The 25,312-nt window shown below is 67.9% G+C and carries 26 protein-coding genes; 11 read left to right on the top strand and 15 right to left on the bottom strand.

Annotated features, from left to right (window positions below):
* Window positions 1-231: 231 nt before the first annotated feature.
* Window positions 232-1,851, top strand: coding sequence for a SulP family inorganic anion transporter (locus BMX96_RS10215; RefSeq protein WP_091845401.1), 1,620 nt, complete (start codon window positions 232-234; stop codon window positions 1,849-1,851).
* Window positions 1,852-1,936: 85 nt separating this feature from the next.
* Here the strand turns inward: BMX96_RS10215 and BMX96_RS10210 are convergent, their stop codons facing one another.
* Window positions 1,937-2,596: a CatB-related O-acetyltransferase gene (locus BMX96_RS10210; RefSeq protein ID WP_091845400.1), complete on the bottom strand. Its 660-nt coding sequence runs from the start codon at window positions 2,594-2,596 to the stop codon at window positions 1,937-1,939.
* An 80-nt stretch (window positions 2,597-2,676) separates the two neighbouring features.
* Entirely contained in the window at window positions 2,677-3,282 is a 606-nt protein-coding gene (locus BMX96_RS10205) for a flavin reductase family protein (protein WP_091845399.1), read from the bottom strand.
* A gap of 76 nt (window positions 3,283-3,358) precedes the next feature.
* Between BMX96_RS10205 and BMX96_RS10200 the strand changes: the two genes are divergently transcribed.
* Window positions 3,359-3,847: a GNAT family N-acetyltransferase gene (locus tag BMX96_RS10200; protein WP_091845608.1), complete on the top strand. Its 489-nt coding sequence runs from the start codon at window positions 3,359-3,361 to the stop codon at window positions 3,845-3,847.
* A 41-nt stretch (window positions 3,848-3,888) separates the two neighbouring features.
* The gene (locus BMX96_RS10195; RefSeq protein WP_073128244.1) at window positions 3,889-4,674 is read left to right on the top strand and encodes an EcsC family protein; all 786 of its coding nucleotides are present in this window, start codon (window positions 3,889-3,891) and stop codon (window positions 4,672-4,674) included.
* A gap of 99 nt (window positions 4,675-4,773) precedes the next feature.
* Here BMX96_RS10195 and ptsP read toward each other — a convergent pair whose 3' ends face one another.
* Entirely contained in the window at window positions 4,774-7,026 is a 2,253-nt protein-coding gene (gene ptsP / locus BMX96_RS10190) for a phosphoenolpyruvate--protein phosphotransferase (RefSeq protein ID WP_091845398.1), read from the bottom strand.
* A gap of 122 nt (window positions 7,027-7,148) precedes the next feature.
* Here ptsP and BMX96_RS10185 point away from each other — a divergent pair, with 122 nt between their 5' ends.
* On the top strand, window positions 7,149-8,240 hold the full coding sequence (locus tag BMX96_RS10185; RefSeq protein WP_091845397.1) for a PDC sensor domain-containing protein: 1,092 nt from the start codon (window positions 7,149-7,151) through the stop codon (window positions 8,238-8,240).
* 7 nt (window positions 8,241-8,247) lie between these two features.
* Here the strand turns inward: BMX96_RS10185 and BMX96_RS10180 are convergent, their stop codons facing one another.
* Window positions 8,248-9,486, bottom strand: a complete 1,239-nt coding sequence (locus tag BMX96_RS10180; RefSeq protein ID WP_091845396.1) for an aspartate kinase — start codon at window positions 9,484-9,486, stop codon at window positions 8,248-8,250.
* Between the two features lie 119 nt (window positions 9,487-9,605).
* Here BMX96_RS10180 and BMX96_RS10175 point away from each other — a divergent pair, with 119 nt between their 5' ends.
* Window positions 9,606-10,073: a phosphate-starvation-inducible PsiE family protein gene (locus tag BMX96_RS10175; RefSeq protein WP_091845395.1), complete on the top strand. Its 468-nt coding sequence runs from the start codon at window positions 9,606-9,608 to the stop codon at window positions 10,071-10,073.
* A gap of 111 nt (window positions 10,074-10,184) precedes the next feature.
* Here BMX96_RS10175 and BMX96_RS10170 read toward each other — a convergent pair whose 3' ends face one another.
* The 6 genes from BMX96_RS10170 to BMX96_RS10145 form a co-directional block, all read right to left on the bottom strand.
* Window positions 10,185-11,252, bottom strand: a complete 1,068-nt coding sequence (locus BMX96_RS10170; RefSeq protein WP_091845394.1) for a TRAP transporter substrate-binding protein — start codon at window positions 11,250-11,252, stop codon at window positions 10,185-10,187.
* 21 nt (window positions 11,253-11,273) lie between these two features.
* Entirely contained in the window at window positions 11,274-12,563 is a 1,290-nt protein-coding gene (locus tag BMX96_RS10165) for a TRAP transporter large permease (protein ID WP_091845393.1), read from the bottom strand.
* Between the two features lies 1 nt (window position 12,564).
* Complete coding sequence (locus BMX96_RS10160) at window positions 12,565-13,146, bottom strand: TRAP transporter small permease (protein WP_091845392.1); 582 nt, start codon at window positions 13,144-13,146, stop codon at window positions 12,565-12,567.
* Between the two features lie 64 nt (window positions 13,147-13,210).
* Window positions 13,211-13,723 carry a flavin reductase family protein gene (locus tag BMX96_RS10155; protein ID WP_236737028.1) on the bottom strand — a complete coding sequence of 171 codons (513 nt, stop codon included), beginning with the start codon at window positions 13,721-13,723 and terminating at the stop codon, window positions 13,211-13,213.
* Entirely contained in the window at window positions 13,720-14,610 is an 891-nt protein-coding gene (locus BMX96_RS10150) for an aldo/keto reductase (RefSeq protein WP_091845391.1), read from the bottom strand. Before BMX96_RS10150 ends, BMX96_RS10155 begins: the two co-directional genes overlap by 4 nt.
* Window positions 14,610-15,764, bottom strand: a complete 1,155-nt coding sequence (locus tag BMX96_RS10145; protein WP_091845390.1) for an LLM class flavin-dependent oxidoreductase — start codon at window positions 15,762-15,764, stop codon at window positions 14,610-14,612. Before BMX96_RS10145 ends, BMX96_RS10150 begins: the two co-directional genes overlap by 1 nt.
* Before the next feature lie 81 nt (window positions 15,765-15,845).
* Between BMX96_RS10145 and BMX96_RS10140 the strand changes: the two genes are divergently transcribed.
* The 6 genes from BMX96_RS10140 to BMX96_RS10115 all read left to right on the top strand — a co-directional run bounded on the left by BMX96_RS10140 (window position 15,846) and on the right by BMX96_RS10115 (window position 20,183).
* The gene (locus tag BMX96_RS10140; RefSeq protein WP_236737027.1) at window positions 15,846-16,550 is read left to right on the top strand and encodes a GntR family transcriptional regulator; all 705 of its coding nucleotides are present in this window, start codon (window positions 15,846-15,848) and stop codon (window positions 16,548-16,550) included.
* An 8-nt stretch (window positions 16,551-16,558) separates the two neighbouring features.
* Window positions 16,559-17,656, top strand: a complete 1,098-nt coding sequence (locus BMX96_RS10135) for a Gfo/Idh/MocA family protein (protein ID WP_091845389.1) — start codon at window positions 16,559-16,561, stop codon at window positions 17,654-17,656.
* Between the two features lie 88 nt (window positions 17,657-17,744).
* Window positions 17,745-17,999 (top strand): twin-arginine translocase TatA/TatE family subunit, encoded by a 255-nt coding sequence (locus BMX96_RS10130; protein ID WP_091845388.1) that lies wholly within the window; start codon window positions 17,745-17,747, stop codon window positions 17,997-17,999.
* 29 nt (window positions 18,000-18,028) lie between these two features.
* Window positions 18,029-18,451, top strand: coding sequence for a Sec-independent protein translocase protein TatB (gene tatB, locus BMX96_RS10125; RefSeq protein WP_091845387.1), 423 nt, complete (start codon window positions 18,029-18,031; stop codon window positions 18,449-18,451).
* Complete coding sequence (tatC, locus tag BMX96_RS10120; RefSeq protein ID WP_091845386.1) at window positions 18,448-19,350, top strand: twin-arginine translocase subunit TatC; 903 nt, start codon at window positions 18,448-18,450, stop codon at window positions 19,348-19,350. The genes tatB and tatC overlap by 4 nt, the downstream gene beginning before the upstream one ends.
* Window positions 19,347-20,183, top strand: coding sequence for an ATP-binding protein (locus BMX96_RS10115; RefSeq protein WP_236737026.1), 837 nt, complete (start codon window positions 19,347-19,349; stop codon window positions 20,181-20,183). The genes tatC and BMX96_RS10115 overlap by 4 nt, the downstream gene beginning before the upstream one ends.
* A gap of 111 nt (window positions 20,184-20,294) precedes the next feature.
* On the opposite strand, the gene BMX96_RS10110 is transcribed toward BMX96_RS10115, so the two are convergent.
* From BMX96_RS10110 to BMX96_RS10090, 5 genes are all read right to left on the bottom strand, one after another.
* The gene (locus BMX96_RS10110) at window positions 20,295-21,491 is read right to left on the bottom strand and encodes an SMP-30/gluconolactonase/LRE family protein (RefSeq protein WP_091845385.1); all 1,197 of its coding nucleotides are present in this window, start codon (window positions 21,489-21,491) and stop codon (window positions 20,295-20,297) included.
* 173 nt (window positions 21,492-21,664) lie between these two features.
* The gene (locus tag BMX96_RS10105; protein ID WP_236737025.1) at window positions 21,665-22,885 is read right to left on the bottom strand and encodes a M23 family metallopeptidase; all 1,221 of its coding nucleotides are present in this window, start codon (window positions 22,883-22,885) and stop codon (window positions 21,665-21,667) included.
* A gap of 159 nt (window positions 22,886-23,044) precedes the next feature.
* Complete coding sequence (locus BMX96_RS10100; protein ID WP_091845383.1) at window positions 23,045-23,686, bottom strand: protein-L-isoaspartate(D-aspartate) O-methyltransferase; 642 nt, start codon at window positions 23,684-23,686, stop codon at window positions 23,045-23,047.
* Complete coding sequence (gene surE / locus BMX96_RS10095; protein WP_091845382.1) at window positions 23,683-24,468, bottom strand: 5'/3'-nucleotidase SurE; 786 nt, start codon at window positions 24,466-24,468, stop codon at window positions 23,683-23,685. The genes BMX96_RS10100 and surE overlap by 4 nt, the downstream gene beginning before the upstream one ends.
* 78 nt (window positions 24,469-24,546) lie before the next feature.
* Window positions 24,547-25,188, bottom strand: coding sequence for an SDR family NAD(P)-dependent oxidoreductase (locus BMX96_RS10090; protein ID WP_091845381.1), 642 nt, complete (start codon window positions 25,186-25,188; stop codon window positions 24,547-24,549).
* Between the last annotated feature and the right edge of the window lie 124 nt (window positions 25,189-25,312).

Genomic DNA, 25,312 nt, shown 5'->3' with positions numbered 1-25,312 from the left:
TTGTCCGGATGGAAAGGGGCATGCGCCGTCTTATCAGGTGCCGGCTTGAGAGACCTGCAACGCGGGTATGCGCGTCACGGTCTCCGGGTTCGGATCGGGGGGCTGGCGATTTTTCGCTCGTGTGTTATGTGAGCGGCAACAAACAATGTGACGGGGCTGCGGTGCGGCCCCGTCCGTGCTTTGGCCCCCCTTGCGCACCACGGTGCCCCACGCACATCGAAGGAGAAGGACATGGCCGGTTCTCTCATGGCCGCCCTCGGCGATGCCATCACACCGAAAAAGCCGCGCGGCGCGACCGATCCGCGTCAGATCAAGACCGAGATCCTTTCGGGCCTGACTGTCGCTTTGGCGCTGGTCCCCGAGGCGGTGGCCTTCGCCTTCGTCGCGGGCGTGCCGCCGCTGGTCGGGCTCTACGCGGCCTTCATCGTGGGGCTGATCACCGCCGTTCTGGGCGGACGGCCCGGCATGATCTCGGGCGCGACGGGTGCGCTGGCCGTGGTGATGGTCAGCCTCGTGGCGCAGCACGGGATCGAGTATCTGTTCGCCACGGTGGTCCTGATGGGTCTGATCCAGATCTTCGTGGGCGTGATGCGGTGGGGCAAGTTCATCCGCCTGGTGCCGCACCCGGTGATGCTGGGCTTCGTCAACGGCCTGGCCATCGTGATCTTCCTCGCGCAGCTGACGCAGTTCCAGGTGCCGGGCACCGCCGAAGTCACGGGCCACGGCATGTCCGGCGGCGAATGGCTGTCGGGGCCGCGGCTTTACCTGATGCTGGCGCTGGTGGCGCTGACCATGGCGATCATCTGGGGCCTGCCGAAGCTGACGACGATTATCCCGGCGCCGCTGGCCGGCATCGGCGTCGTGGCGGTGGTTGTGATCGGGCTGGGGCTCGACACGCCGCTGGTGGGCGACCTGGCCTCGATCGAGGGCGGTCTTCCGCCGTTCCACATCCCCGCCGTTCCGCTGACCCTCGAGACGTTTCAGATCATCCTGCCCTACGCGGTGATCCTCGCGGCCATCGGCCTGATCGAATCGCTCCTGACGTTGAACCTGGTGGGCGAAATCACCGGCCAGCGGGGCGGTGCGTCGAAAGAGTGCGTGGCACAGGGCGCGGCGAATACCGTGACCGGCTTTTTCGGCGGCATGGGGGGCTGCGCCATGATCGGCCAGTCGATGATCAACGTGAACTCGGGCGGACGGATGCGCCTGTCGGGTATCGCTGCCGCGCTGTTCCTGCTGTGCTTCATCCTGTTCGCCGCGCCGGTGATCGAGCTGGTGCCGCTGGCCGCGCTGGTGGGCGTGATGTTCATGGTCGTGATCGGCACCTTCGCGTGGAATTCGCTGAAGATCCTGACCAAGGTGCCGTTCGTGGATGCCTTCGTCATCGTGCTGGTGACGGCGGTGACCGTGGCCTACGACCTTGCCACCGCGGTGGTGGTGGGCGTGATCGTGTCGGCGCTGGCCTATGCCTGGCAGAACGCCAGCCGCATCCGCGCGCGCACCCACGTCACGCCCGAGGGCGCCAAGGTCTACGCGGTGGACGGCCCGCTGTTCTTCGGCTCGGCCGAAGGCTTTTCCGAGCTGTTCGACCCCGAGACCGACCCTAAGCTGGTGATCGTCGACTTCGCCAATTCGCGCGTGGCGGACCAGTCGGCCCTTACCGCGATCGAGGCCGTGGCCGCCAAGTACGAGGCGGCGGGCAAGAAGCTGGAACTGCGCCACCTGAGCCGCGACTGCCATTACCTACTGAAGAAGGCCGGGCAGTTGATGACCGACAGCGAGGACGATCCCGACTACGCGCTGGCCGTGGATTACGGCGTGCGCACCGGCCAGCTGGGCGCGGGTCACTAGGGTTTCGTGGCTTGATCGGTGGACGCGCCGGGGCGGCTCACTGCCCCGGCGCGTCCACGCACCCATGGCCGGACCGGTGTGAGGCCTAGGGCGCCAGCCGCGCCAGCGCGGCGACGTCACCGGCCTGAAGCGCGCCCGCGGCCTGCGCGATCCGCTCGGTGGGCCAATCCCACCACGCCAGATCCAGCAGCCGCGCCACCGTCGGCGCGTCGAAGCGCATCCGCACCACCCGCGCCGGGTTGCCGGTCGCAACGGCATAGGCCGGAATTTCGCCCCGCACCACGCTGCCCGCGCCGATGATCGCGCCGCTGCCGATCCGCGCGCCGGGCGTGATTAGGCTGCCGTAACCGGTCCAGACATCGTGGCCCAGCACGATATCCCGGCGGTCGGGGCTGTAGCCGGTCAGCGTCGCGGGATCGAAGACCGGGAAGGGGTAGGTGCTGATCCCCCGCGTGGCGTGGTTGGCCGAGGCGGTGATGAACCGCGTGCCCTCGGCGATCTGGCAGAAGCGCCCGATCACCAGCCGGTCGGGCGCCCCGGGGTAGAGATACGGGGCGAGGGAGGCGGCCCAATCCTCGGGCGGCGGCGTGGCCGAGGCATAGGTGTAATCCCCAACCACGATATTCGGATGATCGAGGACGCGCGACAGGTGCACGGTGCCCTGGTGGGCCGTGCCGTCGGGCAGGGTAATCGGATGGGTTGCGGTCGCGTCCGGAAGGGACGCGCGGGAAGGCGTGTCTTGCATGGCTCTGTCCTTGCTGAGGTCGTTTTGATCGGTCTCAGGCGGTCAGGTCCATGGCTCCCTCCATCAATTGCCAGATCAGCCTAGTCGTCCGGGCGCATCAATTCAAACGCTTCTCGCACGACGGTGTAATCACGGTAGCCCATCCGCGACAGCGGGTTGAACGACAGCACGTCGAAGCGGCCATCCTTCACGCAGTCGTCGCGCAGGTGGATGCCGGTCACCTCGCCCAGGACAAGGAAGTTGTGCGCCCCTTCAAGCTTCACGATCTGGGTCAGCTTGCATTCCAGCGCCGCCGGCGCAGCGGCGACGCGGGCGCAATCGATCGTCTCGCACTCCTCTTTTTCCAGGCCCGCATGGGCGAACTCGTCGGTGCCGGCGGGCAGGGCGCTCGACGACGCGTTCATCGCGTCGCGCAGGTCGTAGGGCACGATGTTCACGCAGAAGACACGGGTCTCGCGGATATTGGCGACGCTGTCCTTGGTGTCGCCGCGATCCTCCTTGGCCGAGGTCGAGGCGAACATCACCTGCGGCGGTGTGTAGGCGACCGCGTTGAAGAAGGAATAGGGGGCGAGGTTGTCCCTCCCGTCATCGTCCCGCGACGAGATCCAGCCGATGGGCCGTGGCGTGACGATCGCGCCGAACGGGTTGTGGGGCAATGGATGGCCATCGGCGGGGCGGTAGAACATCGGGATCCTCTCAAGCTGTTTCCCCGAACTTAGCACCGTGCTACGCGCTGCCCACGGGGAAGATGGGGCGAAGCCACTGCACGGTCTGAGCGAGGAAAAACCAACGGATGTGTGGGAGGTCGAGGCGCTGTTCGACCTGAGCTTCGCGCCAGGGCGCACGGCCTTGTCATCCTATCGGCTGCGCGACGGCGTCCCGCCGGTGGCCCCCCTGTGCCTGGTGATCCGCGACGAGGGCGGCATCCTCGGCGGCGCCATCCGCGTCTGGCCGGTCCGCGTGGGCGACGCGCATGACGCGCTGCTTCTGGGCCCCGTGGCGGTGCACCCCACTCGGCAGGGCGAGGGCGTTGGCGCGCAGCTGATCCGCGAGGTGATCGCGCGGGCCCGCGCCATGGGGGCCTCTCGCCTGATGCTGGTGGGCGATGCGCCCTATTACGGCCGGTTCGGCTTCGACCGGCTGGACGGGGTCGAGATGCCGCCGCCCACAAACCCCGACCGGGTGCTGGGCTGCGACCTAGTGCCGGGTGGCTGGGAAGGCGTCACCGGTCCGGTCACCCGCCCGGTCTGAGCCATCTTGTCGCGGGCGCGTTCTGCCCCCATCTTTCAGCGATGGACCAGACCGACCGCAAGCCGCCCGCCCAGACCGACACCCTGTCGCCCGAGACCGAGGCCGCGCTCGCCGTGCTGGCGCGCCGCTTCAAGGCGGCCGACAACGTGGGCATGCAGGTGCTGAGCCTCGTGGGCGGGCAGGCCGAGGACCTAATCGAGAAGCTGCCGCAATCGGTGCGCGGTCAACTGGACCGGGCCACCAAGCGCGCGCTGGAAACCGCGTTCGACGCGGCCAGCGTATCGCGCACGCGGCTGTCCGACAGGCCCGACTGGCTGAATACCGCGACCACCACGGCCATGGGCGCGGCCGGGGGCGCGGGCGGGCTGCCCACCGCGCTGGCCGAACTGCCGGTGACGACCACGGTGCTGTTGCGCGCGATCCAGGGTATCGCGGCCGATCTGGGTTTCGATACCGACGATCCCACCGTGCGGGCGCATTGCCTGCAGATCTTCTCGGCCGCCGGGCCGCTCTCGCGCGACGACGGCACCGACATGGCGTTCCTCTCGGCACGCGTGACGCTGACCGGCGCGGCGATCCACGGCATCATCGCCCGCGTCGCGCCGCGGCTGGCGCTGGTGCTGGGCCAGAAACTGGCGGCGCAGACCGTCCCGGTGATCGGCGCGGTGGCGGGCGCCGCCACGAACTATGCTTTCACCAGCTATTACCAGGACATGGCGCGGGTCTATTTCGGGCTGCGCGCGCTGGCCCGCGATGCCGATGTCCCGGTCGATGTGCTGCTGCGCGAATTCCGCCTGCTGGTCGATCCGCCGCGCATGATCGTCTGACGGCCGCCGGGCGATCTTGCCCGGAGAGCCAGCTTCATCTTTCCATAAATACCTACCGCCCGGCGTTGGCCACTTGCTGCGTCACCACCAAAAGTGCGCTCAGCCCTGGGCCAGCGCCTTGCTCAGCCACTCGGTCACGGCCGGGCGGACCGACTGCGCGCCGCTTTCTCGGGCCTCGTCGATCACGGCCCGCGCGTCGTTCAGGTCCACGCGGCGCAGCAGGTGCTTGACCGGGCCGATCGAGGCCGGTCGCATGGACAGCGACCGCAGGCCCATGGCCGCGAAACACAGCGCCTCGACCGGGCGGCCCGCATCCTCGCCACAGAAGCTGACGGGTGTGTCGGCCTCGGCGCAACGGTTCGCGACGGTTTCGATGAGTGTCAGGAAGCTGACGTTCAGCGTGTCATAGCGGCGCCGCACGCGTTCATTCTCGCGGTCGGCGGCGAAGAAGAACTGCTTCAGGTCGTTGCCGCCGATCGAGATGAAATCGGCCATCTCGAAAAACTGGCGCGGCGCGAACACCAGGCTTGGGGTTTCGAGCATGGCGCCGATCTCGAGCTGTTCGGGCAGGACGTGGCCCAGCTTACGCTCGCGCTCGATCTCGTCGAGCAGATGCTGTCGCGCTTCGCGGAACTCGTCGAACTGGGCGATAAAGGGGAACATCACGCGCAGCGGGCGGCCGTTCGCGGCGCGGATCAGCGCCTGAAGCTGCATCCGCATGATGCCCTTCTTGTCCAGCCCCACCCGGATCGCCCGCCATCCCAGCGCCGGGTTCGGCTCCTCGGGGCGCTTCATGTAGGGCAGAACCTTGTCCGACCCGATGTCGAGCGTGCGGAACGTCACCGGCTTGCCATGCGCCGCGTCCAGCACCCGCGAATAGAGCGCGGCGAGATCGCCCCGGCGCGGCACGTTGGAACGGGCGAGGAACTGCAGCTCGGTCCGGAACAGGCCTACCCCCTCGGCGCCCGAGTTCTCGAGGCTGGGCAGGTCAGCCATCAGCCCCGCGTTCATCGTCAGGCCAATCGTGGCGCCGCACAGCGTCGTCGCGGGCTTGTCGCGCAGGTCGGCATACCGTTCCTGGGCCTTGGCCTGCATCGCCATCTTGTCGCGGAAGGCGGACAGGATGGTGTCCTCGGGGCGCAGGTGCACGATGCCCTGCTCGCCATCCAGGAGGATCGGGTCGCCGTTCAGCGCCTCGGTCGTGATGTGATCGGCGCGGATGATCAGCGGGATCGCCAGCGCGCGGGCCACCACGGCGGCGTGGCTGCCGACCGACCCCTGTTCCAGCACGATGCCGCGCAGGCTGCGCCCGTAATCCAGAAGCTCGCCCGGGCCGATGTTCCGCGCCACAAGGATGGGCTTCGGCGGCATCTCGGCCCCGGTCTCGCGCCCCTGGCCCGTCAGGATCCGCAGCAGCCGACGCGACAGGTCGTCGAGGTCGGACATGCGTTCGCGCATGTAGGCGTCGGGCGCGTTCTGCAGCCGGGCGCGGGCGGCGGATTGTTCCTTCTCGACCGCGGCTTCGGCCGACAGGCCCAGCTTGATGTCCTCGCACATGCGCTGCATCCAGCCGCGCGAATGGGCGAACATGCGATAGGTTTCCAGCACGGCGCGCTGTTCCTTGTCGCTCATGGCGGACGCGGTCAGCATCTCGTCGACCTTGGCGCGCAGCTCTTCCACGGCGGTGGTCAGGCGCTCGGTCTCGCGGTCGGGGTCCTCGGCGATGGGGTTGGTGACGACCACGCGCGGCTCGTGCAGCCAGACGTTGCCCTCGGCCGTGCCTTCCTGCCCCACGCCGCCGCGGATCATGACGGGATGCTGGTGGCGGGCCGAAAGCGCGGCACCCTCGCCGGTGAAGGCACCCAGCTCGGTCATCTCGGCCAGGACCATGGCCACGACTTCCAGCGCGTAGACCTCGTCGTCGGAATATTGCCGCGCCTCGCGCGACTGCACGACCAGCACGCCCAGCGTTTCACCCAGCCGCTGGATCGGGATGCCGAGGAAGGACGAATACGCCTCTTCCCCCGTTTCGGGCATATAGCGGAACCCCTTGGTGGCGGGGGCGTCGGCGGTGTTGATCGCCTTGGCCTGCCGCGCGACACGGCCCACAAGACCCTCGCCCAGCCGCATCCGGGTCTTGTGCACCGCCTCGGGCTTCAGGCCCTCGGTGGCGCACAGTTCAAGCGTGTCGGCATCGCGGAACAGGTAGATCGAGCAGACCTCGGTCTCCATCGAGGCGGCGATCAGCTGAACGATGCGGTCAAGCCGCGCCTGGCCCGCGCTGTCCTCGGCCAGGGCATCGCGAAGGCGGCCCAGCAGCTTGCGGCTTTCGCTTTCGGTCGTTTGTGCCATCGGAGCCGCATCTCTTCTGAAATTGCCGCGTATCTATAGCGGCTCTGCCCCCCCTTGGGGAGGGGGGGCTTGGTAATTCGTGCCGTGGCGGTCAATGCTGTTGCAACGGAAGGGGTGGTCCGATGATGAAACGCGCAATTGCGTTGCTGGTGCTGCTGCAATTGGCGGCGGTGTTCGGCGTGCTGGGGCTGAGCTACGTCACGGGGCAGGGGATCATCCTAAGCTATGCCGACCGGCTGACGCAGCGGATCGCCCGTGACACCACGGCGTTCACCACCGAGTTCCTGACCCCGGCCGCCGACGCCGCCCTGCTGACGCGCAGGCTCGCGCGCTCGCAGGTGCTGGCGACCGCTGACCGGGACCGGCTGGCGCGGTATTTCTTCGAGATCCTGCAGACGCGCAGCGATTTTTCCGGGCTTTACCTGGGGCGGCCCGATGGCAGCTTCACCTTCGTGTCGCGCGACGAGGATCCTGCCACGGCACCCTTCACCGTGAAACAGGTCATGACCCGGCCCGTCCGCGAGGTGACGCTGGTCGGCGTCGACGCGCGCTTCGTGCCCAGCGACCCCCGGACGGACCCCGACGACGACTACGATCCGCGGACACGGCCGTGGTACGTGGCGGCCGCGCGGCAGGGCGGCGTGGCCTGGACCGCGCCCTATGTCTTCTTCACTTCGCGCCGACCCGGTATCACCGTCTCGGCGCCCGTGACGGGGGGCATCAACGGCGAGTTTCGGGGCGTGGTCGGCGTGGATATCGAGATCGACGCGCTGTCGGCCTTTCTGGAGACGCTCGATATCAGCGCCCGGGGCGCGGCGGCGATCGTGGCGCAGGACGGCACGATCATCGCCCATCGCGATCCCGACCTGCTGGTCCCCGCCCAAGGCGATAGTTTGCGCCTTGCGACTCTGGCGGACGGGAATGACCCCATCCTCGCGCGGGCCGCGGACAGCATCGAGGGGGGCATCGACGACCTGTTCCCCGGCGAAATCCGCCTGGCGCGATTTCAGGCGGGCGGCGAGACCTGGCGCGGCGCCGTCCAGCGTCTGCCGCTCGAGCGGACGCCTTGGACGGTGATGATCTATCTGCCCGAGGCCGACATCCTCGGGCCGCTTTCGGGCCTCGTGCGCCGGGCGGTCGCGCTGGGCCTGATCGCCGCGGCGCTGACGGTGTTCGTGCTGGTCGTATTCGGGCGGCGGATGCTGCGCGGCTAGGGGCGCGTCAGCCCGCCTTTTCCAGCTCGAACGTGTCGTGCAGCGCCTGCACGGCCAGCTCCATGTATTTCCGGTCGATCAGCACGCTGATCTTGATCTCGGACGTGGTGATGACCTTGATGTTCACGTTCTCGTCGCGCAGCGACTTGAACATGCGCGCGGCGACACCGGCGTGGCTGCGCATGCCGATGCCCACCACCGAGACCTTCGCGACCTCGGTATCGGCCACCAGGTCGTGGTAGGCGATCTCGCCCCGCTCCTTGGCCTGGGCCATGGCCTGCTCGGCCCGTTTCACCTGGTCGACGGGGCACGAGAAGGTCATGTCGGTGCGGCCTTCCTCGCTGATGTTCTGCACGATCATGTCGACGTTCACGCCGGCCTCGGCCAGCGGTCCGAAGATCGCGGCGGCGATGCCGGGGCGGTCGGCCACGCTGATCAGCGTCATCTTCGCCTCGTCGCGGGAATAGGCGACACCGGCAACCACGTTGTTTTCCATGACTTCGTCCTCTTCGCAGACCAGCGTTCCGGCGGTTTCATCGTATTCGTCGAACGAGCTCAGCACCCTGAGCTTGACCTTGTAGCGCATCGCCAGCTCGACCGAGCGGGTTTGCAGCACCTTGGCGCCGAGGCTCGCCAGTTCCAGCATCTCCTCGAAGGCGATCCGGTCGAGCTTGCGGGCCTTCGACGTGATCCGCGGGTCGGTGGTATAGACCCCGTCCACGTCGGTGTAGATGTCGCAGCGCACCGCTTCGAAGGCGGCGGCGAAGGCCACGGCGGTGGTGTCCGAGCCGCCGCGCCCCAGCGTGGTGATGCGGCCCTCGGGGCTGATCCCCTGGAAGCCCGCGACCACGGCCACGCGCATGCCCTGGCCGAACTTGGCATTCAGGTTGTCGGTCGGGATCTCCTCGATCCGGGCCGCGCCATGGGCGCCGTTGGTCTTGAGCGGCACCTGCCAGCCCTGCCAGCTGCGCGCGGGGATATCCATTTCCTGCAGGGTCAGCGCCATGAGGCCCGCGGTCACGTTCTCGCCCGAGCTGACCACGGCGTCGTATTCGCGCGCGTCGAACAGCGGCGAGGTCTCGCCGACCCAGCCGACAAGCTCGTTCGTCTTGCCCGACATGGCCGACACGATGACGATCACGTCGTGGCCGTTCGCCACCTCGCGCCCCACGCGCTTGGCCGCGCGCTTGATCCGATCCAGCGTCGCGACCGACGTGCCGCCGAATTTCATCACCAGCACCGACATGGCGCCCCCTTCCTGACATTCCGCGCGTGTGTATGTTTTGGGCCGGGCGGGCGCAAGCGTCGGCTCGCCCCGAGGCCATCGCGCCCTAGGTGGCCTGCCGAAGGGAGAGCGATACCTCCATGGCCGACAAGGGCGCCGAAGAAAGCAGAAGTCCCGTCCTCCGGGCGTATGGCTGGTTCGAGAGACTGGTCTCGGGCGTCATCCTGATCGGCATGATGATGGTCGTTTTGCTGGCGGTGTATTCTTTCCTGCGCACGGTCATCGGCGTCACGCTGGCCGAGAATGCCGAGCTGGATTACGTGCAATTCCAGACGTTGTTCGACCGGGTCCTGGCCGCGGTCATCGCGGTGGAGCTCGCGCATTCGATCCGGCAGATGGTGTTGGGCGACCACGGTTTCGGGCAGCTTCGCACCGTCATCACGATCGGCATGCTGGCGGTGGTGCGCAAGCTCATCGTGCTCGAGGTCGACAACGCGACCGGCAGCTTCCTCATGGGGATCGCGGCGGCCGTGCTGGCGCTGGCGCTGGGCCTCGTCGCGATCCGCTGGATCGAGGACCGGCGCAGCACCCTGAGCGATTCGGGGTAGGACGGCACGGCCACCGCGCCCGGGCCGCTTGGCTAGTATGCAGGACAGCAAAAGAAAGACGCCGCCGAACCCACAAGGGTCGGCGGCGTCGCGATCAACGGGGATCGCGATTTACTGGATCGTCGCCTCGCGCTGGGCTTCGATCTCGGCCTCGACCTCTTCCACGGTGGCGGTCATGGCGTTGTAGACTGCTTCGCCGCCGTCCACGTTCTGCTGGAACCACTCGTAGACCGGCTGGGCGGCCTCGGCGAACATGGCCTTCTGGTCCGGGGTCGGCACGTAGAGATCACCGCCGCCGTCCTGGAACGCCTGGTAGGCTTCGATGGACTTGCGCTTGGGCGAGGCGAAGGTCGCCTGTTGCAGCTGGTAGAAGCCATCCACGATGACGCGCTTCTGCTCGTCCGACATGCCGTTGAACCGCTCGCCGTTCATGAACCACAGGGCGCCCATGTAGGCGTGGCCGTCCAGCGTCAGGTATTGCAGGCCCGCATCGGGGAACTTCATGCCCATGATGTCGGTGATGCCGTTCTTCGAGCCTTCGACAACGCCCGTCTGGAACGAGGTGAACAGCTCGGGCCACGGGATCGGGGTGGGCGAGGCCCCCAGCGCGCGGACCAGCTCCTGCGGCAGGTCGGCCACGACGGTCCGGATCTTCAGCCCTTCCAGGTCGGCGGGCGTCTCGACCCGGCGCTGGGTGTTGGCGAAGTTGCGCCAGCCGCCGGTGTTGCCGATGGTCATCAGCTTGATCGCGCCGCCCGACGTCTCCTCGACCATGTCCTGCATGGTGGTCACGAACTCGGTGCCGGATTCCAGCACGCCCTCGGCCACGCGGTCGTTCGCCATCAGGTAGGGCAGGTCCAGCACCTGCACGAAGGGGAAGATGCCCGAGGTGCCGCCCGAGGTCGACACGTAGATGTCGATGGAGCCGTCGGCGACGCCCTGCATGCATTCCGCCCCGTTCGAGCAGAGCTGGGTGCCGATGAACATCTCGACTTCGATGGCGCCGTTGCTGGCCTGCTCGACGAAGTTCTTGAAGACGACCAGGCCGTCATAGTCCTCGTCGTTCTCGTTCGAGTTCGCGGTGGCGCGCAGGGTGATGGTGTCCTGGGCGTAGGCGGCGATGGCCGTGCCGCCAAGCAGGGCCGCGGAGATCGCGGCGGTGGTCAGGTGTTTCAACATTCTTTCTCTCCCTTGTTGAGTTCAGTTCGCGAAGCCCGTCAGGCGCGGGATCGTCATGGAAATGCCGGGGACGTAGGTGATGAGGAAGATCACCAGGATCTCGACGGCCAGGAACGGCAGGATCGCCTTGGAAATCGCCTCGACCCGTTCGCCCGAGACCGACGAGGCGACGAACAGCACCAGCCCCATGGGCGGCGTGGCGAGGCCCACGGTCAGGTTCACCGACATGATGATGGCGAAGTGGATGGGATCGACGCCCAGGTCGACGAAGATCGGCCCCAAGATCGGCCCGAGTATGATGATGGCCGGTCCGGCGTCCAGGAACATGCCCACCGCGAACAGCAGCAGGTTGATCAGGAACAGCAGCATCAGCGGGTTTTCCGACAGCGACAGGATATAGTCCGCCATGATCTCCGGCGCGTGTGACAGGGACACGACGGTCTTGAACGCCATGGCCGCGCCCACCAGCAGCAGCACCACCGCCGAGGTCGTCGCCGCGCGGCTCAGCACCTCGGGGATCTCGCTGAATTTCAGCGTCCGCAGCACGAAAAGCCCGATGAACAGCGCGTAGGCCACGGCGATGGCGGCGGCCTCGGTCGGGGTGAACACGCCCGCGAGGATGCCGCCCATGATGATGACCGGCGTCATCAGCGGGAAGAACGCCTTGAGGCTGGCTTGCCCGCGCTCGCCCCAGGTCGTCTTGCGGCCCGCGACGGGGAAGTCGTACTTGTCGGCCATCACCTTGATGACCAGCATCAGCCCGATGCCCACAAGGGCGCCCGGCACGATCCCGGCGAGGAACAGCGCGGCCACGGATTCGCCCATCACGTAGGCGTAGATGATCATGATGCCCGAGGGCGGGATGATCGGCCCGATGACCGAGCTTGCGGCCGTGATGGCTGCGGCGAACTTGCGGGTATAGCCCTGCTTCTCCATCGCCGGTATCAGCATCGAGCCCAGCGCCGAGGTATCGGCGACGGCCGAGCCAGACAGTCCGGCGAACAGCATCGACGACAGAACGTTCACATGCGCCAGCCCGCCCCGCAGGTGGCCCATCAGCGCCTGGCTGAATTCGACCAGCCGCTCGGTGATGCCGCCCTTGTTCATCAGCTCTCCCGCCAGCATGAAAAACGGGATCGCCATCAGCGGGAAGCTGTCCATCCCGTTATAGACATTGCGGTAAAGCAGCGTGATATCGCGTTCCTGCCCGTTGAGCCAAAGCAGGATTCCGGGCGCGGCCAGCAGCCCGAAGAAGACCGGCAGGCCGATGACCAGGAACACCAGGAAGACGGGCAGGAACCAGATCAGCATGTCATTCCGCCATGATCTCTTCTTCGGCGGGGGCAAGATCCTTCAGGTCCCGCGCCCCCAACAGCCGCAGGATGCTGCGCAGGATCAGCTCGATATTCACGATCAGCAGCAGCACGACACCCACCAGAAGGCTTGCCATCATCCAGCTGCGCGGGATGCGAAACCAGCCGTCGGGCAGGGGCAGGTACAGGGACGCGGTGGCGAACCGGCCGCCGAAGCCCGTGACCTCGGACCAGCCGATGCGCACGGCCACCGCCAGCACGATGCCCGCGATCAGCAGCAGCGCGATGGACAGCGCGGCGGCCGCTGCACGCGGCAGCATCATGGGCAGCGTGTCGATGGCCACAAACCCGCCCCGGCGATAGGCCATGGGCGCCATCAGGCCGGTCATCCACAGCATCATGAAGCGCGCGGCCTCGTCCGGCCAAGGCAGGGCGTTGTTGAGGACGTAGCGGAAAAAGACCTGCACCAGGATCGCCACCACCATCAGGGCGATCGCAATGATGGCGACGATGCGCCCGACGGGCAGCACCAAGTCGTTCCATGTCTGGAAAGGCCACAAAAGGCCCTTCAGGACGCGCATGCGCCGATCCTCCCTTTATGGACGCCCCGGTTGATCCGGGGTCGTCCCGTGCCTCAGTCTGGCGTCAATCCAGACCGCTGAACAGCCCGAATTGGCCGCCTGAAAAGACCAGTGGCGCACCCTCGCGATAGGTCGCGCCTGCGACCCGGCCGACGACGATCGCGTGATCGCCCGCGTCGTGAATCGCGTGCATCCGGCAATAGAACCGCGCGAGGCAGCCCTCGATCAGGGGCGTTCCGTCCTCGGCGCGCGACCAATCCAGACGGTCGAAGATATCGCCCTCGGTGACGAAATTCTTCGCCAGTTCGGACTGGGAATCCCCAAGGACGTGGATCGCGAAAGCATCGCATTCGGTGAACGGGCCGAAGCGGCGCGAGGCCTTGGCGGGCGACCACAGCACCAGCGGCGGGTCCAGCGAGACAGATGAAAAGCTGTTCGCAGTAATGCCCAGCGGACCGGTCTCGGCATCGGTGGTCACCACGGTCACACCGGTGGCGAACCGCCCCAAGGCCTGTCGCAGGGCGCGCGCGTCGCCCAGGTCGGCGCGCTGGAAAGGCTCGGGCGGCGCCACGGTCACGCCACCTCGCGGCCCAGGGCGCAGGTGTAGAGGTCGAACCAGTCCTCGCGGCTGAGGCTCACGTCGGCGGCCTTGGCCAGCGTCTTGATGCGCTTGATGTTGTTGGTGCCCATCACCGGAAGGATGCCCGCCGGGTGCGCCATCAGCCAGGCCACGGCCACGGCCGCCATGTCGCAGCCTTCGCGCTGGGAATACTCGCTCAGCCGGGTGCGCAGCTTGGTGTGGCCGCCCTTGCCGGTCATCAGCTCGCCGCCGCCAAGGGGCGACCACGCCATGGGCGCGGCGCCGAATTCCTGGATGAGGGCCAGGTCGCCGTTGGTGAAGGGCGCGATCTCGGCCAGCGACATCTCGATCTGGTTGGCGACCAGCTTGGTCTTCATGGCCGATTGCAGCAGCGTCCAGTCATGGCGCCTGAAGTTCGAAACGCCCACGGCGCGGACCTTGCCCGAGGCCACCAGCTCGTCCAGAACCGCGCCGGTCTCGTGGTGATCCATGAAGGGGTCGGGGCGGTGGATCAGCAGCAGGTCGATCTCGTCGATACCCATCAGCTTCAGCGACTGTTCGACCGACGCCTCGATATGGGCGCGGCTGGTGTCGTAGTGCTTCACCCGCGCCTTGGCGTGGCGGCCGGCCGGCGCGACGATGTCGCATTTGGTGACGATCTCGATGCGCTTGCGCAGCTCCGGCGTCAGCGCGGCCCCCAGCGCCTCTTCCGCCATGTAGCCGCCGTAGATGTCGGCCTGGTCCATGGTGGTGATGCCCTGGTCCAGGCAGGCCTCGATCTTGTCGCGGATATGCTCCGGCGCGGTGTCGTCGTCGGTCAGCCGCCACATCCCGTACAGGATGCGGCTGAGGCTGACATCATTTCCAAGCTCGACACGTTGCATCAGCGGCGTTCTCCTGCCCCGAGAGGGGTCTGCGGCATCCCCTGCGGCACACGGCCATAGGCCTCCGGCAGGGAACAGGTTTCCAGGTTCGGCAGGAGACGCTGGCCCGCCGACTTGCACTCATCAAGATGCGGGTAGCCCGAGAAGATGAAAGCCCGGATTCCCATTTTTTTGTAAGCTTCGATTTCCGACAGCACCTGGTCCGTGCTGCCGACCAGCGCCGCGCCGCAGCCCGAGCGGGCCCGCCCGATGCCTGTCCAGAGGTGCGGCTCGACATACCCGAACTGGTCGGCCAGCTCGCGCGCGCGGGCTTGGTGGCTGACGCCCAGCGACGTGCTGTCATGGGCGCGGTCACGGATCAGCGTGCCGTACTCGTCGTCGAGCTGGCTGACCAGGTGCTCGGCGTATTCCTTCGCCTCGGCCTCGGTGTCGCGCACGATGACGTGGACACGCAGGCCATAATCCAGCGTTCTGTCATATTTCTCAGCGACTTCGTTGACGGCTTTCATGCGTTCGGCGATCTGCTCCTTGGGCTCGGGCCACATGAGGTAGACATCGCAGTGCTCGCCGCACAGGTCCAGCGCGGGGGGCGAATAGCCGCCGAAATAAAGCAGCGGCCCGCCGGTCTGGTAGGGCTTCGCGGGATCGGTGGAAATACCCTTGAAATCATAGACTTCTCCGCTGAAGTTGATTTCGTCTTGGGTCCAGGCCTGCTTGAGGATCTCGACCACCTCGCGCGAGCGTTGGTAGCGATAGGCGCTTTCGGCTTTCTCGCCCGGGAAGTCCGACGAGATCACGTTCAGCGTCAGCCGTCCTTCCAGCATGTGGTCCAGCGTGGCCACCGTGCGCGCCAGCATGATCGGCTGCATCTCGCCGCAGCGGATGGCGGCCAGCATGTTGATCCGGTCCGTGATGGCTGCGCCGCCGGCAACGAAGCTCAGCGTGTCCTGCCCGACCTGGTACGAGGACGGACATAGGATGTTGCGGAAGCCCTGGGCTTCGGCCTCTTTCAGGATCGACGAGCAATGCGCCCAGCTCGACCGCAGCGCACCGTCGGGCACGCCCAGGAACTGGTAGTCGTCCGAGCAGAGCGCCGAGAACCACGAGACCTCGACGGCGTCCAGGTCGGCGGACGTGATGGGGACGACGGTCATGGGGGCCTCTCTTTCCGCTTGGATTTCCGCTTGCCTAGCACGGTCATTGATGTGCATCAATACTACATCAATTTTCTCCGGATGCCGATGCAAGACCTGCCGCCGACACCTCTCTATCGCCAGATCGCGGACCTCGTGACCCGCGATATCGCTGCGGGGCGGCTGCTCGAAGGCGAGCGTCTTCCGCCCGAGCGCGCCATGGCCGCGACCCACGGTATCGCCGTCGGAACCCTGCGCAAGGCGCTGCAGGAACTGGTCGACCAGGGCCTGATCGAACGGCGCCAGGGGTCGGGCAACTACGTGCGCGGCGTGCGCAGTGTCGGCGGGCTTTACGGGTTCTTCCGGCTCGAGACGCCATCCGGTCCCGGCCTGCCCGGCGCGCAGCTGATCTCGGTGGACCGGCTGGCGAAGCCGTCCGATGCGCCCGACTTCGGCGCCGCGCCCGACGCCCATCGTATCCGCCGCCTGCGCCTGCTGGACGACGCGCCGGCCGCCGTCGAGGAGATCTGGCTCGACGCCGGGCGCGCGCCGGGCTTCGGCGCCGACCGGATCGGCCCGTCGCTCTACCGCAGCTATCTCACCGAGTTCGGCCTGCGCATCCTGCGCGTCGAGGACCGGGTCGGCATCGGCCGCCTGCCGGGCTGGGGCGCGGCGCTGGGTCTTGCCGGCGGCGCGTCGGTCGGCCATGTGCACCGCCTGTCCTGGGCCCAGGACGGCACCCCGGTCGAGTATTCGCGGACATGGTTCGATCCGGACAAGGTATCTTACGTAAATCGACTGAAATAGGGACGGGAATGTCAGGAATCATCAATTATGGCGTGATCGGCTGCGGCATGATGGGGCAGGAGCACCTGCGCAATATCGCCCTTCTGCCCGAGGCGCGGGTCGCGGCCATCTTCGAGCCGGACCCGGACATGGCGCGTGCTGCTGCCGCCCTGGCCCCCAGCGCCCAGATGTGCCCGGGCGTGGACGCACTGCTGGCGGTCGAGCCACTGGACGCGCTGGTGGTGGTGTCGCCCAACCACCTGCACGTCGCCCAGATGGAGCAGATCGCGGCCCGCCGCCCGCTGCCCCTGCTGATGGAAAAGCCTCTTTACACCGACGCGGCGCAGGCCGCCCGCCTGGCGGCCCTCGATTACCCGGCCCCCGTGTGGGTGGCCATGGAATACCGCTATATGCCGCCCATCGCCGCCCTGATCGAGCAGGTGGACGCGGCCACCGGCGGGCCCGTTATGCTGTCGATCCGCGAGCACCGCTTTCCCTTCCTGCACAAGGTCGGTCACTGGAACCGCTTCAACGACTGGTCCGGCGGCACGCTTGTCGAGAAATGCTGCCATTTCTTCGACCTGATGCGGGTGATCCTGAGGGCCGAGCCGGTGCGCGTCATGGCGAGCGCGGGGCAGTCCGTGAACCACAAGGACGAAAGCTACGAGGGCCGCGCGCCCGATGTCTGGGACAACGGCTACGTCATCGTGGATTTCGACAATGGCAGCCGTGCCATGCTCGAGCTGTGCATGTTCGCCGAAGGCTCGCGCTACCAGGAAGAGATCAGCGTCACCGGTCCCACCGGCAAGATCGAGGCGCTGGTCCCCGGTCCGGGCCGCTTCTGGCCTGCGCATCTGGGCGCGCCGCCGGTCCCGCAGGTGATCGTCAGCCCGCGCAGCCCGCGTGGCCCGCAGGTGGTCGAGATTCCGGTCGATCCCACGCTGCTGGATGCGGGCGATCACAACGGGTCGACCTTCTACCAGCACAGCCGGTTTCGCGACGTGGTGCTGGGACAGGGGCCGGTCGAGGTGACGCTCAGCGACGGGGCGCGCGCGGTCGAGATGGGGCTGGCCGCCCAGGAATCGGCGCGGACGGGCCAATCGGTGGCGCTCGGGCTGCAAAAGTGACCGGATTGCGCCTTCAACTCTCGGCGCACATGGCTTAGATGGGATGACGCAAGAGGCGGCACGCAGGTCCGCCGCAGGGAGAGATCCAATGCTCAACAATATCGGCCTTCCGGGCCTTCTTCTGATCGCCGTGGTGGTGCTGGTTCTGTTCGGCCGTGGCAAGATCTCGTCGCTGATGGGCGAGGTCGGCAAGGGCATCACTGCCTTCAAGAAGGGCGTTTCCGACAGCGACGAGGAGGCCAAGAAGGCCGACAATGCGCGCGAGATCTCGGCGCCCGGGGAAGACGACAAGCCGGCCACCCCGGCGGTGCACACCGACGACAAGTCCGAGACCCGCACCTGATCCCACAGCTTCGTTAAGGGGCGCCGCCCATGTTCGATATCGGGATGACCGAGCTTCTGGTCATCGGCATCGTCGCGCTGATCGTGGTGGGGCCGAAGGACCTTCCGGGCATGTTCCGGACGCTTGGCCGCTTCACCGGCAAGGTGAAGGGCATGGCGCGCGAGTTCCAGAAGGCCATGGACGACGCGGCCGACGATGCCGGCGTCAAGGATATCGGGCGCGACCTGAAGGGGATGAGCAATCCCAAGAAGTACGGGCTCGACAAGCTGAACGAGGCCGCCGACAGCTTCGAGAAGTGGGACCCGAAGAAATCGGCCAAGGCCGCGAAGCCCAGGACGCCGGTGGACGCCGAAAAGCGTGATGCCGCGTTGCAGGCGCAGCCCGAACCGAAGAAGGACACGGGCAGCGCCGCGGATACGCCGCTGACCAGCGCGAAGGACGATCAAGCGTGAGCCAATCGGACGACCTGGACGACACGGCCGCCCCGCTGATCGAGCACCTGGCCGAGCTGCGCACGCGGCTGATCCGCTCGGTCGTCGCCTTCATCATCGGCATGGTGATCTGCTTCACCGTGGCGACCCCGATCTTCAACTTCCTGACCGACCCGCTGTGCGAGGTCCTGGCGACCCGGGGGCAGGATTGCGACCTGATCTTCATCTCGCCGCAGGAAGGTTTCTTCGTGGCGATCAAGGTGTCGCTGCTGGGCGGCCTGTTCCTGGCCTTCCCGGTGATCGCGGGGCAGATGTGGCGGTTCGTGGCGCCCGGTCTCTACAAGTCCGAGCGGGGGGCCTTCCTGCCGTTCCTGATCGCCTCGCCCTTCATGTTCGTGATGGGCGCGGCCTTCGCCTTCTACGTGGTCACGCCGCTGGCCTATGACTTCTTCCTGGGGTTCCAGCAGTTCGGGGACAGCGGCCAGGCCGTGGTGCCCGAGGTCGGCGCGCCGCTTTCCGTGGTCTTCCAGGGCTCGGCGCAGGAATACCTGAACCTGACGATCAAGTTCATCGTGGCCTTCGGTCTGTGCTTCCAGCTGCCGGTGCTGCTGACGCTCATGGGCAAGGCCGGCCTGGTCACCGCGCGCGGTCTGGGCGAGGTGCGCAAATACGCCGTGGTCGGCATCCTCGTGCTGGCCGCGCTGGTGACGCCGCCGGATGTCATCACCCAGGTGATCCTGTTCGTGGTGGTCTACGGGCTCTACGAGATCTCGATCCTTCTCGTGGCGCGGGTCGAGCGCAAGCGCACCGAGGAGCTCCGCGCCGAGGGCGTGCTGGGCCCGAACGAAACGCTCTACGACGATTTCGACGACGCCGAGCTGGACGACGACGAGCCCGAGGACGAAAGCAAGCGCCCGTGAGCGATCCGCTGATCCGCATCGCCGACGCGCTGGAGCGGATGTCCCCGGCGCCGTTGCAGGCCCCCGATTTCGACGCGGCCGATGCCTTCGTGTGGCACGTCTCGCCGGACCGGGTGCAGCCGGTCCCGGCCGTCAACCGCGTGGACGTGTCGCTGCTGGTGGGGATCGACCGCTCGCGCGACACGCTGCTGCAGAACACCCGGCAATTCGCCCGCGGGCAGGCGGCCAACAACGCCCTGCTCTGGGGCGCGCGCGGCATGGGGAAATCCAGCCTGGTGAAGGCGATCCATGCCCAGGTCGCGCAGGAACATCCGCTGAAGATCGTCGAGGTCCAGCGCGAGGATCTGCCCTCCATCGGGCGGCTGCTGGGCCACCTGCGGGCCAGCGCGTATCGCTTCGTGCTGTTCTGCGACGACCTGTCCTTCAGCCACGACGACCAGCACTACAAGTCGCTGAAGGCGGTGCTGGACGGCGGGATCGAGGGGCGGCCGGACAATGTCGTGTTCTACGCCACGTCCAACCGCCGCCACCTGATGCCCCGCGACATGATCGAGAACGAGCGGGCAAGCTCGATCTCGCCCACCGAGGCGACCGAGGAAAAGGTATCGCTCAGCGACCGGTTCGGGTTGTGGCTGGGCTTCCACCCCTGCACGCAGGACGAATACCTCGCCATGATCCGCGGCTACTGCGACGCCCACGGGGTCGAGATCGACGACGACACCCTGCGCGCCGAGGCGATCGAGTGGCAGGCCACGCGCGGCGCCCGGTCCGGCCGCGTCGCCTGGCAGTATTTCACCGACCTCGCCGGCCGCCGCGGCATCGCGCTGGGCTGAGACCGCCGGGCCCTTCCACCACTCGCGGGACGGCACCCGTCAATGCGCCGCCCCCATCTTCATCTTTCCCCAAATACCTCGGGGGTGCGGGGGCTGGCCCCCGCTGTCCGGTCAGGCCGCGCCCGCGCCCTGCGTTGCCGTGTAGACGGCATAAAGCGACTGGCTGCCGGCCATGAACAGCCGGTTCCGCTTGGGGCCGCCGAAACAGAGGTTTCCACAGACCTCGGGCAGGCGGATCCGACCCAGAAGCCTGCCGTCGGGCGACCAGCAGGTCACGCCGTTATAGCCCACGTTGCGCCCGGCATTCGACGAGGACCAGACATTGCCGAACACGTCGATGGCCAGCCCGTCCGGGCCGCACTTGACGCCATCGACGACGCAATCGGTGAAGATCCGGCCGTTCACGGCCTCGCCTTCCGGCGTCACGTCGAAGGCGAAGATGTTGCCCTCGCCGCCCACGCCCCCGTCGCCCGGTCCGGGGCCGGTCGAAGCAATGTAAAGGGTGGTCTCGTCGGGGCTCAGCGCCAGCCCGTTCGGATCGGGAACCAGGTCCTGCCCGACCACGCGGGCGATGGTGCCGTCGGGCGCGATACGGTAGGTCGCCGTCTCCATCTCGCGCATGGCGTCGCCGATCTCGGGCGGCTGGCCCAGCCGCTGGTTGATCAGCCCGTCGGGATTGGTGGGGCCACCGGGCGCGCCCACCGCGCCCTCGTAAAGCTGGCCGCCATAGGGCGGGTCGGTGAACCAGTAGCTGCCATCCTTCGCCGCCACGATGTCGTTGGGCGAGTTGAAGCGCATCCCCTCGTAGCGGTCGGCGAGAATCGTCACCGAGCCGTCCAGCTCGTAGCGCACCACGCGGCGGGTCAGGTGCTCGCAGCTCAGCTGCCGTCCCTGCCAGTCGAAGCTGTTGCCGTTCGAGTTGTTGGACGGGTAGCGCATGACGCTCACGTGGCCGTCATCTTCGAGCCAGCGGATCTGCCGGTTGTTGGGGATGTCGGAGAAGACAAGGTACTTGCCGACGCTCGACCAGGCCGGCCCCTCGGCCCAGAGCGCGCCGGTCCACAGCCGCTGGATCGGCGCGTTCGGCTGCGCCAGCCCGTTGAAGGCGGGATCCACGGCGATCACGTCGGCGTCCCAGAAATAGACGTTGGGCGCGCCGTCCGGACCGAAGTCGCGGGGCGGGTCGCTGACCGTCGATGGCGGCGCGACCGGCCCCATTTCCTGCGCGCCCGCGGCGGTCATGGCAAGCCCCGCCGAGCCCGCGCCGATGGCGCCCAGCGCGGCGCGTCTCGAAATACCCTTGGTCATCTGTGCCTCCCTTGAAATGCAGTACGGAAGGCAAGGCTAGGTCCGGCCATTCGATGCTGTCGCGCAGCGATCCTGCCGCGACGCGGAAATGAGCGGATTTCCGCGCGAACAGGGTTTGTCTATCGCAACGGCAGGTTGTGTCAGTCCGACGAGACGGGTCCCGACGCCGCGTCCTACTGCAGGTAGCTGACCGGATCGACCGACTCGAACCCTTCACGCACCTCGAAATGCAGGAAGCTCGGGTCGGTATCGCGGACGCGCGCCACGACCTGGCCCCGGCTGATGCTGTCGCCCTTTTCGACGTTGATGCCCTCGACCCCGGCATAGACCGTCAGGACGTTGCCGGGATGGCGCAGCACGAGGATCGGCACCTGGTCGGTGTCGCGGGTGATCGCGGCGACGGTGCCGGCGTCGGCGGCCTTCACCGGGGTTCCCGGGGTGGCCGCGATGTCGATCCCGTCGTTGCGGCCCTTGCGGTAGGGCCGGATGATCGAGCCGGTCACCGGGTAGAGGAAGCGGCCACCGGACTGCGCGGTGGTCGTCGTCTGGCCGACATCGGGCGCGTCGGGCACGTCCTCTTCCGCCGTTTCGGGGCTTTCGTCTTGGGGCAGGGGCGCCGCGGCCGAGGGGGGCGTGGGCGCGACCGATCCGTCGCCGGGGCGGCTTTCGCCGGGCGACTCGACCCGCGTGACCACCGGGATGATCAGGAACTGGCCCTCGCGCACGGTCAGATCGGAGCCAAGGCCGTTCCATTCGCCGAGGGCCGAGACCGGAACGCCGTATTGCCGCGCGATGCCATAGGCGGTTTCGCCCCGCGCGACGCGGTGGCGCTGCGGCTCGGCGCCCTGTGACGGCGCGGGCGCGGCGGTGGGGCCGGACACACTTTCGCCGCGATTGATGGCCGCGTTGGCGCGGTCTTCCAGGCTCTGGGTCGTCACGCCACCGGTCGACGGCAGGGCCGCGGTGGTGACGCTGCCGGTCTGGGACGCGGGCGCGGGGGCGCCGGTGGCCGCCGACGGTTCTGCCACGCGGCGGGGCAGGGCGACGATCTCGCCCCGGCGCAGCGTCACGTCCATGGGCAGGCCGTTATAGCTGGCCAGCTCGCCCGCCGGCAGGCCCACGCGGGCCGCCACGTCCTGCACGGTGTCGCCGCGCCGGGCGACCGCCACCTGGTAGGACGGGTAGGAGATCACGCCGCGATTGTCGGGCCGGGGCCGGTCGGCCACCGCCATCCGCACCGCCGGGCTGGTGTCGAACGCGTCCCCGAGATTGTCGCGAAGGTCGAAATCCAGCTGCCCGCTGCTGTCGCAACCCGCCAGCGCCAGCGCCAGTCCCGCGCAAAGGGTCAACCGCGTGGCGCCATGGCCGCGTCCGAGCCGAAATGTGGTGTTCACTGCCTCATGTCCTCGTGCTTGCGGCCGGGCCTTCATCCGGACCTCATGTGCCGCCGTTCCGCCTGCATGCCGGCCGCCGGGGTCGTTCAGCGTGTGCCCCGATCCTGTGCCGATCCCGTGAAATACTCGTCCCGTCACTTCCGGCGCGCAACCGCCCGGTCAATCCCGGCTCAGCCCTTCCAGAAGCGGCACGAACCGCACCGGGCGCAGCTCCTCGTAGTCGAAGCCGCTTTCGTGGCGCGTCACCTTGATCAGCGTCTGCACCGCGTCGCTCTGGCCTACTGGCACGACCATGATACCGCCCACGCGCAATTCCGCCAAGAGGGGGCCGGGCGGGTCCTCGGCCGCCGCCGTCACCAGGATGCGGTCGAAGGGCGCCTGGTCGGCCAGCCCGTGGCTTCCGTCGGCGGTGAAGGCCGTGACATTTGCCAGCTCCAGCGCCTCGAACACGGCGCGGGCCTCGGCCACCAGGCGGCGGTGACGGTCCACGGTGTAGACCCGCCGCGCCAGCCGCGACAGGATCGCCGCCTGGTAGCCCGAACCGGTCCCGATCTCGAGCACCTTGTCGCGCGGGCTGATCTCGAGCGCCTGGGTCATCAGCCCCACGACCGAGGGCTGGCTGATGGTCTGGCCGCAAGCGATGGGCAGCGGCATGTCCTCGTAGGCGCGTTCGGCGAAGATGCCGCGCACGAACTTGCCGCGATCGATCTTTTCCATCGCCGCCAAGACGCGCTTGTCCGTCACCCCCTGCGAGCGCAGGGCGAAGAGGAACTGCATGCGTGTCTCGGCGTCGAAGCTCATGACAGGCGGTCCGCCAATTCGCCCAGCGTGTCCCGGTCGGTCAGGTCGGCGACAAGCGGTGTGACCGAGATCCAGCCGTCGAGGTTCACGGCCGCGTCCGTGCCGGGCTGCGTCGGCCGCTGCTGGTCGGCGCCGCGCGTCCACTGGAACCGCCGGCCCGAGGGCGAGATCACCGGCTCGACCTTGAAGCCGTCGCCGTGACGGAAGCCCTGGGCGGCCGCCTTCATGCCCTTCACCGCGTCGCCGGGGACGGGTGGGAAGTTGACGTTGTAGAACGTGCGGTAACCGTCCTCGTCGCCCCAGAGGTCGGCGTCGAGCAGCGCGCGCACCACCCGTTCGCCCCAGACCCGCGCGGCGTCGAACCCGTCGCCGCCATCGCGGTTGCCGGGACCGTAGAACTGGCTCAGCGCGATGGCGCGGCGGCCTTGCAGCGCGCCTTCCATCGCCGCGCCGATGGTTCCCGAGTACAGGACGTTCTCGGCGGCGTTGTTGCCGCGGTTCACGCCCGACAGCACCAGGTCAGGGGGGCTGGGCAGGATGTCGTGCATCGCCGCCAGCACGCAATCGGCGGGCGAGCCCTCGGCGGCCCAGCGGCGCGTCTCCAGCTCGCTGACCAGGGTGGGGTGGGTGTAGCTGATGCAGTGGCCGACGCCCGACTGCTCGAACGCGGGGGCGACGGTCCAGACCTCGCCACCGTCGCCCGCGATGGCGGCGGCGATGGCGTGCAGCACCTTCAGCCCCGGCGCGTTGATGCCGTCGTCATTGGTGATGAGAATACGCATGTTGCCCCCGGCTGCGTCCGCTCGCTTTACCCGGGTCTAGGCGAGCGGCGGGCGCGCGGCAAGGATGCGCAAGGGATGTCAGAGCATCGCCAAAAGGCGTGTGGCCTCGTCCGCGCAGGTTGCCAGCTGTGACCGGTCCTCGCCCGGAAAGAACCGTCCGCGCGTGGCGGTGGGCATGGGCGCGGGCGTCAGGATGTCGACCCGGGGGCCCGTGTTCCGCGTTTCGGCCTGCCAGCTGCGGGCCAAGGCGATCTGCGTGGCCTTGGTCGCCCCGTAGGAGCCGAAGAACTTCTGCCCCGCACGGTCGTCGTCGAAGAAGACGGCGCGGCCCTCGGGCGCGGCGCGCAGCAGAGGCTCGACCATGGGGATCAGCGTGGCGGTGGCGTTGGCGTTCACGTCGACGCTTTTCTTCCAGTCGCGCGCGTCGATCTGGCCCGCCGGGGTCAGCGGCGCGGCGTGGATCGCGCAATGCAGCCACAGGTCCAAGTGGCCCCAGCGGTCGAAGATGCTGCGGCACATATGCGCCATGGCGCCCGCGTCGGTCACATCCATGGGCGCGAGCGTCGCGTCGCCGCCGCGGGCCTTGATGCGGTCGTCGAGCTCTTCCAGCGCGCCGGTGGTCCGGGCGACTGCCATGACGTGGTGGCCGGGCGCCAGGGCCTCGGCCAGGGCGGCGCCGAGTCCGCGGGACGCGCCGGTGATGAGGGCAAGTTTGGTCATGGGCGCGATGTGCTTCGTCGGACGTGCGGCGTCAAGCGCTTGCGCACCCGGCGGCACGTCGCGCGGGCGGCCCGGCGCAGGATTCAGGTATTTTTGGAAAGATGAAGCCGGGGGCGGCGCGCGG

This window comes from Palleronia pelagia (genome assembly GCF_900110115.1).
GTDB lineage: Bacteria > Pseudomonadota > Alphaproteobacteria > Rhodobacterales > Rhodobacteraceae > Palleronia > Palleronia pelagia.
Note: the sequence above shows the minus strand (reverse complement) of the source record. Positions and strands in the feature narration are given on the sequence as shown.

Excerpts from the sequence above, each read along its gene's own strand:
- BMX96_RS10215 (WP_091845401.1), top strand. The coding sequence starts at position 232 with ATGGCCGGTTCTCTCATGGCCGCCCTCGGCGATGCCATCACACCGAAA.
- BMX96_RS10210 (WP_091845400.1), bottom strand. The coding sequence starts at position 2,596 with ATGCAAGACACGCCTTCCCGCGCGTCCCTTCCGGACGCGACCGCAACC.
- BMX96_RS10205 (WP_091845399.1), bottom strand. The coding sequence starts at position 3,282 with ATGTTCTACCGCCCCGCCGATGGCCATCCATTGCCCCACAACCCGTTC.
- BMX96_RS10195 (WP_073128244.1), top strand. The coding sequence starts at position 3,889 with ATGGACCAGACCGACCGCAAGCCGCCCGCCCAGACCGACACCCTGTCG.
- ptsP (WP_091845398.1), bottom strand. The coding sequence starts at position 7,026 with ATGGCACAAACGACCGAAAGCGAAAGCCGCAAGCTGCTGGGCCGCCTT.
- BMX96_RS10185 (WP_091845397.1), top strand. The coding sequence starts at position 7,149 with ATGATGAAACGCGCAATTGCGTTGCTGGTGCTGCTGCAATTGGCGGCG.
- BMX96_RS10180 (WP_091845396.1), bottom strand. The coding sequence starts at position 9,486 with ATGTCGGTGCTGGTGATGAAATTCGGCGGCACGTCGGTCGCGACGCTG.
- BMX96_RS10175 (WP_091845395.1), top strand. The coding sequence starts at position 9,606 with ATGGCCGACAAGGGCGCCGAAGAAAGCAGAAGTCCCGTCCTCCGGGCG.
- BMX96_RS10170 (WP_091845394.1), bottom strand. The coding sequence starts at position 11,252 with ATGTTGAAACACCTGACCACCGCCGCGATCTCCGCGGCCCTGCTTGGC.
- BMX96_RS10165 (WP_091845393.1), bottom strand. The coding sequence starts at position 12,563 with ATGCTGATCTGGTTCCTGCCCGTCTTCCTGGTGTTCCTGGTCATCGGC.
- BMX96_RS10160 (WP_091845392.1), bottom strand. The coding sequence starts at position 13,146 with ATGCGCGTCCTGAAGGGCCTTTTGTGGCCTTTCCAGACATGGAACGAC.
- BMX96_RS10150 (WP_091845391.1), bottom strand. The coding sequence starts at position 14,610 with ATGCAACGTGTCGAGCTTGGAAATGATGTCAGCCTCAGCCGCATCCTG.
- BMX96_RS10145 (WP_091845390.1), bottom strand. The coding sequence starts at position 15,764 with ATGACCGTCGTCCCCATCACGTCCGCCGACCTGGACGCCGTCGAGGTC.
- BMX96_RS10140 (WP_236737027.1), top strand. The coding sequence starts at position 15,846 with ATGCCGATGCAAGACCTGCCGCCGACACCTCTCTATCGCCAGATCGCG.
- BMX96_RS10135 (WP_091845389.1), top strand. The coding sequence starts at position 16,559 with ATGTCAGGAATCATCAATTATGGCGTGATCGGCTGCGGCATGATGGGG.
- BMX96_RS10130 (WP_091845388.1), top strand. The coding sequence starts at position 17,745 with ATGCTCAACAATATCGGCCTTCCGGGCCTTCTTCTGATCGCCGTGGTG.
- tatB (WP_091845387.1), top strand. The coding sequence starts at position 18,029 with ATGTTCGATATCGGGATGACCGAGCTTCTGGTCATCGGCATCGTCGCG.
- BMX96_RS10110 (WP_091845385.1), bottom strand. The coding sequence starts at position 21,491 with ATGACCAAGGGTATTTCGAGACGCGCCGCGCTGGGCGCCATCGGCGCG.
- BMX96_RS10100 (WP_091845383.1), bottom strand. The coding sequence starts at position 23,686 with ATGAGCTTCGACGCCGAGACACGCATGCAGTTCCTCTTCGCCCTGCGC.
- surE (WP_091845382.1), bottom strand. The coding sequence starts at position 24,468 with ATGCGTATTCTCATCACCAATGACGACGGCATCAACGCGCCGGGGCTG.
- BMX96_RS10090 (WP_091845381.1), bottom strand. The coding sequence starts at position 25,188 with ATGACCAAACTTGCCCTCATCACCGGCGCGTCCCGCGGACTCGGCGCC.